This is a genomic window from Stappia sp. BW2 (assembly GCF_008107695.1).
Taxonomy (GTDB): Bacteria; Pseudomonadota; Alphaproteobacteria; order Rhizobiales; family Stappiaceae; genus Roseibium.
Window position 1 is genome coordinate 1,275,359 of record NZ_VIRG01000066.1, and the last position, 11,069, is coordinate 1,286,427.

At 58.1% G+C, this 11,069-nt stretch carries 7 protein-coding genes and 1 tRNA gene; 3 read left to right on the top strand and 5 right to left on the bottom strand.

What is annotated here, in order from left to right:
- Positions 1–39: 39 nt before the first annotated feature.
- From FMN63_RS17310 to FMN63_RS17335, 5 genes are all read right to left on the bottom strand, one after another.
- A complete protein-coding gene (locus FMN63_RS17310) occupies positions 40–528 on the bottom strand; it encodes a hypothetical protein (RefSeq protein WP_148585345.1) in 489 nt (162 codons plus the stop codon).
- A 203-nt stretch (positions 529–731) separates the two neighbouring features.
- The gene (locus FMN63_RS29405) at positions 732–1,931 is read right to left on the bottom strand and encodes an SH3 domain-containing protein (RefSeq protein ID WP_153297101.1); all 1,200 of its coding nucleotides are present in this window, start codon (positions 1,929–1,931) and stop codon (positions 732–734) included.
- A gap of 326 nt (positions 1,932–2,257) precedes the next feature.
- Positions 2,258–2,334, bottom strand: a tRNA-His gene (locus FMN63_RS17325).
- Between the two features lie 226 nt (positions 2,335–2,560).
- Positions 2,561–3,079, bottom strand: coding sequence for a phasin (locus tag FMN63_RS17330; protein WP_148585347.1), 519 nt, complete (start codon positions 3,077–3,079; stop codon positions 2,561–2,563).
- 364 nt (positions 3,080–3,443) lie between these two features.
- Positions 3,444–3,830 carry a phasin gene (locus FMN63_RS17335; RefSeq protein WP_148585348.1) on the bottom strand — a complete coding sequence of 129 codons (387 nt, stop codon included), beginning with the start codon at positions 3,828–3,830 and terminating at the stop codon, positions 3,444–3,446.
- A 261-nt stretch (positions 3,831–4,091) separates the two neighbouring features.
- On the opposite strand from FMN63_RS17335, the gene FMN63_RS17340 reads away from it, so the two are divergent.
- From FMN63_RS17340 to FMN63_RS17350, 3 genes are all read left to right on the top strand, one after another.
- A complete protein-coding gene (locus FMN63_RS17340) occupies positions 4,092–8,867 on the top strand; it encodes an ATP-binding protein (RefSeq protein WP_148585349.1) in 4,776 nt (1,591 codons plus the stop codon).
- Positions 8,868–8,891: 24 nt separating this feature from the next.
- The gene (locus FMN63_RS17345) at positions 8,892–9,584 is read left to right on the top strand and encodes a DUF4336 domain-containing protein (RefSeq protein ID WP_148585350.1); all 693 of its coding nucleotides are present in this window, start codon (positions 8,892–8,894) and stop codon (positions 9,582–9,584) included.
- A gap of 268 nt (positions 9,585–9,852) precedes the next feature.
- Positions 9,853–10,896 (top strand): Fe(3+) ABC transporter substrate-binding protein, encoded by a 1,044-nt coding sequence (locus tag FMN63_RS17350; RefSeq protein WP_148585351.1) that lies wholly within the window; start codon positions 9,853–9,855, stop codon positions 10,894–10,896.
- Positions 10,897–11,069: the final 173 nt, after the last annotated feature.

An 11,069-nucleotide genomic window follows, 5' to 3' on the forward strand; every position in this document is an offset into this window, starting at 1 on the left:
GTCCCTGCACTTTCATCAGCTCCGCCTCACCTCCAAGACTCAGCTTGACGGCTCGCTGCTCTGCACGGCCATCTCACAGCCCCTGAGCGTATAGAGCGCATCGGTCAGCATATCGCCGGCCTGTTCAAAGGCAGTTTCGGTAATTTGCGGGCCGGCAGCGCTCAGCCCGGCGGCCGCCAACTTGATGTCGGCAAGGTTCCGGTTGAGATCCTTCAATTGCTGCGCCACTTCCCAGTGATCCTTCAGATCCGGATCGGCAAGCTCTGCCCTGAGCGCGGAAACCTTGCCATCGAGGGCTTCGATCCGGGCCTTGAAGTCAGCGGGAGAGACCTGCAACCGGGCGAGCGCGGCTTCGGTCACATTGCCGGCGATGCGTTCGCCGGCGCTGTCGACCCTGTTCAGCACGACAAGCGACAGCACACAGGCCGCAATGATCAGCAGCGCAGTCGCATTCACAAGAGCCAGCAGAAGCTGACCGGGCAAACGGACCAGACGGCGGCCGAGACCGGGGGCATCGTGATAGGACATTCCACGCTCCTTTGAGATCAACAGATCTCATTCATACAGAGTCCCGCAGAACGCACAACTTCCGCGCGTCCGGAAACCGGAAGGAAGGCCTAACAACTTGGGAGAAGTGGTGTACTGGAATCATCTTCCCACGGAAGACCTTCGAGGACATTTGTTGGGAAATCGCATTGCAACGACACGCTGCTCCGGTAGTGACCCAATTTTTACTGATTGTAACCGGATCCACTTGAAGCTTCCCCAAATGACGAACCCGTTCCGCAACAGACCTTGATCACATAGGTGTTTCCCATAGTTACAAAACTGTCGCTCGGGATCGCCCCTTCCTTTTTCAGCCCCTTGGTGAAATAGAGAGCTTGTTCCTTGAGGAATGGCCTAGCAATCGTAACCGCGTACCATCCATTGGTCGCGAGATAGACCGACAAAGGAAGGTCTCTGGCCGCTACGTAGCCAACCGCTTCTTCGATGTTGTCGAAACTCTTGACCTGGATGAGCCTAAGCTCGCCAGGTGTGGCATCGAATTGATCAACTCGTATCCATGTATGGTGCATATACCCAGTGACGCCCGCAACATTCACACGATACCAGCGGTCTTCCTCACCAGTAATTTGCACAGGTACACCATTCTTGAAGCGACGCAGGCTATGAGCTTTCCCGTCAGGAGATGCCTTCATTAGCACTGAACCTTTAGGATGTCGGACACGTCCAGAACGAGCAACGGGAATGGTAGCTCTGCTCGGCTCAATTTGCTTTGGACTTGTCGTTACGGAAGGTCGTGATGCGACATACGGCTTCGTTTCGCTTGACGGCTTGGAGATTGCAGCCGAGCCCGTGGCCCCCTCAGACAAGGTAACTCCAAATTCAGCCATCTCCTGTCCGGAAAGATATCTGATGTCATTCGCTTCGGTCTTGAATGCGAGCTGCAAGAGTGCGGGGTTCACTCCCATCTCCACCATGTACCCAATGACGTCCGCAGTGACGTCCTGAACAGCAGAAACAGCCTCCTCCTTGTTTAAAGGAGTTGTTGGCGAGAACGAAGACTTGTGCACGCCGATAGAGCCGGGTTCGGCATAGCGTGATCGGCCCCCCATAAATGCCAGGGCGCAAGCGGAAGCGCATTCAAGTTGGCGGAGTTGGATCGTGGCTAAACCGTGTGATCTGATAATCCGACCAAGTTCCATCGCCTTGAAAATGTTCCCGCCGTCACTGTCAAAGCCGATCACGTTGGGATTGAAGGAACGAATGACTTTCTCGAATACGGATATGTCATCACTGGGTGTGAATGTACCCTCGACAACAACAAACCTCAGACCATCATCGCCCTCGCCCGAACTGTATTTAAGCTCAGCTTTTGCAACCGAAGGAAAGATGGTGACCAACAACATCATGAGGAGTCGGATGATCATAGGCAATCACACTCAGGTACAATTCATTGCTACCGCAACTCAGTGTATTCGAGCGACTTGATGTATTGCAACCAGACTTCGCACCGTATGGTTGCGCAGCTCCACTTAAAATTCAGCGTTTGGAAGTTGCCTGTTTCCAGCTAAAGAAAACAGACGATGGTGCTGGTAGGCAGGATGGGGAGGACAATAATAGACCGCAACACTCAGACGGATCCGGCCAGATGCGTTCCGATGCCCCTTGATCTCAGGGTTCAGCTATCGCGAGGGCCGCAAGAGTGTCTTGCGTTCCAAAATTTTATTCAATCTACGAGGGGAATAGTGAGAAGTGGTACAGACGAGTGGATTCGAACCACCGACCTTCGGAGCCACAATCCGACGCTCTAACCAACTGAGCTACGTCTGCTTAAAGGCGTGAGGTGACGCGGACCATACTGGGCCGTGCCGCCATTTGCAAGGGCGTCTTCTAAACTCGTTTATTCCAACCCGCAAGCGGGAATTTTCGGAAAACTCCGACCTGTTGAAAAGCAAATGCCCGGAGCGATGCTCCGGGCATATCAACTGCTTGTCGATAATCTCGGCATGGCTTGGGCGAGCCGCAATCGCGTGACTGCGGCATGCCCGATAGCCGATTAGTTGACCTTCAGGTCCTTGAAGGACTTCTCGAACGCTTCCTTGACCGGAGCGGAAACATCGGTGCCGAGCTTGGTAGCCAGCTCCTGCATTTCCTTGGACTGGGCGCTCAGAGCGTCAAACTGGCTGCGAGCAAACGAGGACTGCAGCTCGATAGCTTCAGCCAGGCTCTTCGCAGACATGATGTCCTTGACGAAAGTGAAAGTAGCGTCGGCGTTGGCTTTGGCAGCATCAACAGCCTTGTGGTTGAATTCGACAACGCCCTGACGGGACGTTTCGAACGTGTCTTCCATCAGGTCAGTCGCGTCTTCAGCAGCGTTTTTCACTTTTGCGTATGCATCACGAGCGTTCTCGATGCCTTTTTCCGTTGCTTCACGGAACATGGAAGGAACTTCCATTTTCGGCATGGAAAATGCTTCGAAATCCGGGAAAGCTACACCAGGAGTAGCGGTTTTCGCTTTAGTGGTGCGAGCTTTGGAAGCGGTTTTTGCAGTACCATTAGTTGTTGTGTCAGTCATGATCTCATCTCCTTGAGTCCGGATGCGATCATTGGTTTAATTCTTTCCGCCGATACGTTTGCCGGCGGACCCTGTCGTCATCCGCAACCCATACATAGTACACGTCGTGCTGCATTGCAACATTTTTTTGCACTGCACAATGAAATTACCGTCGGGGATCTCTCGTGTTTTGACTGTTCCGTCGCGCAAAACGCCTGTCGGAACGCACGCTAGTTGCGCCAAGTCGTTGGCCTGACAAGAGAAGATGAAATCAGGTGAAATGACCTGATCAAAAATACAACCAAAACAGGAAAAGTTCAATAAAACACTTGTAATACCTTGCGCGGGGCATTGATGCCCTGCGCAAGGAATAAAACCGGCAAGATTATTTTTTCTGGCTGGCCTTGGCGGCGTCCTGAACGGCCTTCGTTGCCGAGTTGGAAAACTCGCGCGCCTGTTCGCCGAAGGATTCCATCTGCTTACGAAGGTAGTCCTGCTGCAGCTTCATCATGTCTTCGACATTCTCTGCCTTGACCAGTTCCTGTGCGAACTTGAAAGCCGCATCGACATGCTCTTCGGCATAGGTCAGTGCCTTCTTGTTTACATCCGCGGCTCCCGCCTGAACTACGTTTGCGCTATCTTCCACATTGCTCACAGCCTTGTGGGTCGCGCCCATAAAGTCGTCGAAGGCCTTGCGGGCCTGGTCGACACTCTTTTCCGCGAAATCGCGCATCTGGTCGGGAATTTCAAAACCGGGTTTGTCTGTACTCATGTCGGCGCTCCTCAAGTCGACGAAAAATCTCAGGCGAGTCTCCTGAAATCCTTCGATGCCAAAAATTCGTAACACGGCGATGGCATTCCGGCAAACTTGTCCGGTTGGATTAACCACGCCTTCATGTAACCCCTTTAGCAACCTTGCTTTACGTGGACTGTGTTGGAGATTGCTTGTATTAACGGAGTGTTTACCACTTTAGGCAAACCCGGCCGCCACGCACCCGTCAACCGGTATTGCGGACCAGTTTGGAGCAGAGCCATGGACGAACAAACCCTGTCATTCCTGGAACTGACCACCATGGATGATCTGGTTCAGCTTGTCGCCGACAAAAGGGCAGCCTGGCTCTGGTCGGCGGACGGCGCACGCATTCTATGGGCGAATGCTGCCGGCGCGTCTTTCTTCTCCGCGCAGTCCGTGTCCGATCTGGCCAGCCTGACGTCGCTCGAGCGCTCACCGGCTCGTCCGCATATCGCGCGCATTGCCGAATCCGGCCCTACCGACAAGTTCAGCATCGACAGGCTTCGCTTTTATCGGGGCCTCAGGGTCATGCTGCTGACCTGCCAGTGCATGCGAATCGAGCTGGAAAATGGTGACGCTGCCGCGCTGATCGTGTGCGGCGACAAGGGACTTTCAATGACGAAAGACCCGGTACCGGCCTTTGCGCACCTCCTCCACGGCAGCGATGCCACCGTGTTTGTGACGAGTGCCGGTTCGGTGGAGAGCCGTGTCGGAGAGCTCGGTGGAACGCCGGAAGACCTCGACATACCGGACGGCCAGACGGCCCTGTTCGGACCGCTGGAGCTTGAGGGCGCCTTTCACGAGGGCGTCGTCCTGAAGGTGACAGACCAGCAGAAGCTGGTGGTTCTGGAAAACCAGCCCGTGGCCGAAGACGACACAGAGGCCGGAGACACCCCTTCCGACAGTACGCACGCGCCGGAGTCATCCATGACCGGCGCTGGCGTTCTCGCTGCAGGTGCGACTGCCGCTGCTGCAACAGCTGCCACGTCAGCCGAGGACGAAGGTGAAGACGAGCATGCGGACGTGGCAACCGAAACCGCCATCGATGATGCCGGCTGGGTGCGCGCCGATGAAGACGAGCTTGAAACCTCTGAGGAGACAGTTGCAACGCCGGCGGTGATGTCACCAGCCGAAGACGAGCCCTTTGAGGAAGACATCGACAGCCAGACCGCTGACGAGCAATCGATTGCCGCAAGCCTTGTCACGTCTGACGATATCTCTCCAATGGACCCGGGCGAGGTCGACCTCGACCCGTCTGTTCTGGAGACGGGTGACGAGACTGAAGAGGCCGGCGAAGAGACGGCAGACGACAGCGCCGCAGATGCCGAAGGCGAGAACGCCGCAGATGCCGAAGGCGAGAACGCCAGCGCCGAAGGGATCGAAACCGAAGAGCCTGCCGTTGAAGCAGCAACCGCCGAAGACACGACCGGTGATACAGAGATGGACCAAGGCGACGGTTTTGTCTTCCAGCCGCGGCGCAGGCCAGTGCGGTTTGCCTGGAAAATGGATATCAACCAGCGCTTCACCTTTCTCTCTGACGAATTTGCCGAAGTTCTCGGACCGTCGTCGACAGACATTGTCGGCCAGACCTGGCAGGAGGTGGCTGACGCATTCGACCTCGACCCCCGCGGACACATTGCCCGCGCGCTTGACCGGCGCGATACCTGGAGCGGCAAGACCATAGACTGGCCTGTCTCCGGCGCGGCCCTGCGCGTGCCCGTCGATATGGCGGCCCTGCCTGCTTTCGACCGGAACAGGAAGTTCGAAGGCTATCGAGGCTTCGGCGTTTGCCGGACCGCCGACGCGGTTCCGGAGCGCGGCGACCAGCCCGCCGGACCGATGCTCGCCGTTATCGGTGCCACTGAAGCTGCCTCCCGGGAGGCGGAGGCCGACACCGACCCGCTTCTGGAAGACGACATCGCGCATAGCGCTGAAACGCATCCGGATGACGTGGCCGCTCTCGAAGCCGGCGCGCCCGCCAAAGGGACGGACACGGGCGAGGACCTTGCCGCCGACACCGATGGCAACGAGGCCGAAGTCACCCGGGACGATGAAGAAGCCGTCCCTGAAGCATCCGACGAAGCAAAAGAAATGCCCACCGGCGATGCTGAAGCGCGGGACGCGGCTGAACAGCAGGCAACGAGCGAAGCCGCGGCGAAACTTGCAGAGTTGAAACCGGCAAAACCGGACTCCTTTGCGGGCAAGACATTTTTGGGTGCGAGCGCGGCTGCCCTGGTCGGGTCGCTGGCGAAGTTCACCAGCAAGACCCCGCAGACCCCTGCCGAACCAGTGGCAAAAGCTGACCAGCCCGCCAAAGCAGACACCGCCCCTGTCGAGACCGACACCCCGGCTGATGATGCCGACAAGGATCTGGACGACCTGCCGGGCGCGGCTCTCGACAGCAAGTTCAAGGCTCTGGAATCCGGCCTGCAGACTGATCCGGAAAGCGCGTCGTCTCCTGAAGAAAGCGATGGTGCCGAGACCGCCGAAGACGCTTCGCTCTCCAGTGATGATGAACAGGTCGATGAGATCGGCGAGGCATCCGACGTCGAGGCGCTCCCTGAAGACGTGGGAACCGAGAACGACGTTTCGGAAGACACGCTGGACACAGCTGCCGAAGACGAAGGGTCTGACGCCGAAGACCTTGAAGACGAGACCATCGAGGACACGACAGAGGCTTTCGCCTCTGACGAGGACGATGCCGATCTGGCAGACGAAAGCGAATCGGATGCCGACGAGGACGGCGTAGAGGCGGATGACGAGAGCGATGCGGCAAGCGACGAACTGACCGTCGCGGAGAGCGCTGACGCCGGCACAGCCGTTTCGCCCCCCAAACCGTCAGCCGACGAGCCGACCGGCATTTCCGGACCTGCAGCGCTGAAGCCGGCCGAAATCGAAAGCGCGGTCAAGTCGCTTGCGAAGACCTATAAGCAGGCCCAAAAGAGGCCGCGCGACCTCTTCGAGGAAGACAACTTCAGCACGGCGCCGGACGACGAGGACATGCCGTCCGTTGCGGACGATGACGCGGGTACTGACGACGGACTTGCCGGCACGGACGAGGACCTTCAAGCGGGGAAAGACGATACCTCGCCCCGGAACGAGGACCAGTTCGAGCCAGAGCCCGCCTTTGAAGACGCGCATTTCGATCTCGTTGAGACAGAAGACCGTGACATCGAAGCCGTGGCCGCATCGCTTGATACAGATGATGCCGCCGAGGAGCGCGAGTTCTTCGAAGAAACCGCAGCCTTCGAGAGCGAGGACAAGGCCGCCGAAGTGGCGGATGAACCCAAGAAGACCGGACAGGTCATCCCGCTTGCAACGGTCAAGCCGCGTGTCGTGCCGGTGGATACCTCAGGTCTTTCCAGGCCCGAACGCCAGGCCTTCCGCAAGATCGCCGAAGCCCTCGGCGCACGGCTTGAGGGCGATCTGGAAGAATTCGATGCCCCCGATCCGGAAGAGCCCGTCGATGAACTGCCGCCGGAAGTTCCGGAAGCCGGCCCCATCGACCCGAGCCTGCTGGACCGCTTGCCCATCGGCATCGCCATCGCTCATGACCGTGAGGTTCTCTACGCCAACAAGGCGCTGTTGCGGATGCTTGGCTACCGGTCGATCGCCGCTCTGTGCGAAGCAGGCGGTCTAGAGGCCTTGTTCATCGATGACGCGGAAGAATTGCCGGATGCCGACGGCATGGACGGCGAGGTCGATGAGACCATGAAGATGCGCTTGTCCGACGGCGGTGTTCTGAATGTCGATGCGCACATGCATTCGGTTCCGTGGAACGGCAACCGGGGTCTGATGATCTCCATCACCGAACGCAAGGTCAAACCAACCCCTACCACTGCGGCCCCGTCGTCTCCGAACTTCTTTGCGGAAGTGCGTGCGGAACTCGACAGCGCGCGCAACCAGATCGCCGAGATGGACACCATCCTGGAAACAGCCACCGACGGCGTTCTGGTGCTCGACCAGAACGGCACCATCCTGAAGGTGAACGGCTCGGCGGAAGCCCTGTTCAGCGCCAGCCGGTCTGACATGATCGGCGCCCCGCTGACCGAATTCCTTGCACCGGAAAGCCACCGTGCCGCCGCCGATTATCTGGATGGGCTGTCGCGCAACGGCGTTGCCTCCATTCTCAACGATGGCCGCGAAGTGCTGGGCAAGGTTCCGACCGGCGGCCTCATTCCGCTGTTCATGACCATTGGCCGGATCAGCGGCAACAAGGACGATGTCAAATACTGTGCGGTGCTGCGAGACATCACCCAGTGGAAGACGGCTGAAGAGGAACTGACCCAGGCCAAGCGCCAGGCCGAGAACGCCAGTTCGCAAAAGTCCGATTTCCTGGCCAAGATCAGCCATGAGATTCGCACGCCATTGAACGCCATCATCGGCTTTTCGGAAGTCATGATGGAAGAGCGCTTTGGCCCGATCGGCAACGACCGCTACAAGGACTACCTCAAGGACATCCGCACATCCGGCTCGCACATCATGAGCCTGATCAACGATCTTCTGGACCTGTCCAAGATCGAGGCAGGCAAGCTGGATCTGAAATTCTCCGCTGTTTCGACAAACGACGTCATCAACGAATGCGTTGCCTTGATGCAGCCGCAGGCCAATCGGGAGCGGGTGATCATCCGCGCCAGCCTGCCGGAATCCGTGCCTGACGTGGTGGCCGATCCAAGATCCCTGCGCCAGATTGTGCTGAACCTTCTGTCCAACGCCATCAAATACAACAAGTCCGGTGGCCAGGTGATCCTGTCGACCGCGCTGGAGAGCAATGGCGAGGTGGCGCTACGTGTCCGCGATACGGGCACCGGCATGACTGCAAAACAACTGGCTGCCGCCCTTGAACCGTTCCGGCAGCTACATACCTCCAGCCGTGGTGGCGGTACCGGACTTGGCCTGCCGCTGACAAAAGCGCTGGTCGAGGCCAACCGGGCCAGCTTCCATATCGATTCCACACCTGACCAGGGCACGCTTGTGGAAATCATTTTCCCGACCCAGCGGGTGCTTTCGGAATAATGCCGTGCCCATCAGGAGCGGTTCTTGATTGAAGTCGACAGCAATATCTGGATCCTGGAAGGAGACAATGTCTCCTTCTACGGATTTCCCTACCCCACACGCTGCGTGATCGTGCGCTTGCCCTCCGGCAAGCTGTGGGTCTGGTCTCCGATTGCCCTGTCACCGGACATCCGGCGCGAGGTCGGGGCTCTGGGAACCCCGGCGCACCTCGTCAGTCCCAACAAGATCCATCACCTGTTTCTGCAGGACTGGAAGGCGGCCTGGCCGGAGGCAAAAATCTGGGGCCCTCAGAGCACCATTTCCAAACGCTCCGATATTGCCTTCGAACCGGCGCTGGACGAAGCCGTGCCGGATGCCTTTGAAGGTGTCATCGACATGGTGCGCTTTTCCGGATCGCCCGTGATGGACGAAGTGGTGTTCCTGCACACGCCATCCAGAACAGCTATCCTGGCCGATCTCAGCGAGCATTTCTCGCAAGGGTTCCTGAAGCGGTTCTGGAAACCCTGGCAGCGCTGGATTGCCGGCCTCTGGGGCATTGTCGAAGGCAAGGGTTATGCGCCCCTGGAATGGCGGTTGAGCTTCTTCGACCGCCGCAAGACCCGCGCCTGCCGGGACAGGGTCCTGGCGTGGTCGCCGGAAAAGGTGATCATGGCGCATGGCGTCTGGCAGCAAAGCAATGGCACAGCGTTTTTGCGGAAGGCACTTGCCTGGGTGTGACAGTTTTTCACCAGATTGGTAACGCGTTCGTGATCAGCCAGAAAGGCAGACTCTGCAGGCTCTGCAAAGCTAAAGTAGAGTCTTAAACTCCTGTATTATCACCGTTTTTCGGCAAAATAGTGGAATGCAATCCTCCAGTTAGTTTTGAATAATTCTAAATTGTTGATTTTGCTTGATTTATTGACTTCAGACTTCTCTAACGACATATTCCCGGCAAGCGCTGGATGAAACATCCAGCCGACAAGAACCTTCTCACCGGGAGAGTTACATGAATTCCACTTTCCGTACCCTGGCAGGCGCCGTCCTTTTGTCTTCGGCAACTCTTTCTGCCGTGCCCGCATTCGCCGACGGGGAAGTGAACATCTACTCCTACCGCCAGCCGTATCTGATCGAGCCGCTGCTGGACGCCTTCACCAAGGAAACTGGCATCAAGACCAATGTGGTCTTTGCTTCCGAAGGTCTGGGCGAGCGCATTGCGGCGGAAGGTGCCAACTCTCCGGCCGACGTTCTTCTGACGGTCGACATCGGCCGCCTGGATGGCGCCAAGCAGCTCGGCATATCGCAGCCGGTCGTTTCCGACGTCGTCAACGCAAACGTACCGGCCGAATTTCGCGATCCGGAGGGCCAGTGGATCGGTCTGACCAACCGCGCTCGTGTGATCTATGCCTCCAAGGAGCGCGTCGATCAGGACAGCATCACCTATGAGGAACTTGCCGATCCGAAGTGGAAGGGCCGCTTGTGCACCCGTTCCGGACAGCACGTCTACACCGTCGGGCTGGTCGCCTCGATGGTGGCGCACCATGGTGCGGAAGAAACCGAAAAGTGGCTTGAAGGCGTTCGCGACAACCTTGCCCGCAAGCCGGCCGGCAACGACCGTGCGCAGGTCAAGGCCATCTACGCCGGCGAGTGCGACATCGCGCTTGGCAACACCTATTACATGGGTCTGATGCAGACCAACGAGAAGGAGCCGGAACAGCAGGTCTGGGCCGACAGCGTGCGCATCCTGTTCCCGAACACCAACGACCGCGGCAGCCACGTGAACATTGCAGGCGTCATCCTGGCGAAAAATGCGCCGCACAAGGACAATGCGATCAAGCTGATCGAGTTCCTGTCTTCCGGCGAAGCCCAGAAAATCTACGCGGAAACCAACCATGAATATCCGGTCAAACCGGGTGTGGCGGTTTCCGAACGCGTTGCCAGCTGGGGCGAGTTCAAGAAGGACACCCTGCCGCTTGCTGACATTGCCAAGAACCGCAAGACGGCAAGTGAGCTGATCGACAAGGTCGGCTTCGACGACGGCCCGGCGTCCTGAGCCTGAACAGACAAACGAGACAAGCGCCGCATTTCGCGGCGCTTTTCCGTTGGGGATGGGAACGCAGGCTTTGCGCCGGGTGTGCACGTTCCTGGGGCCGATCCGAAGCTCAACGCGAAGGCCTCACCGTTGCCCCCCAAACCACGGCAGCTTGCGTTACCCGGTATTGTGCG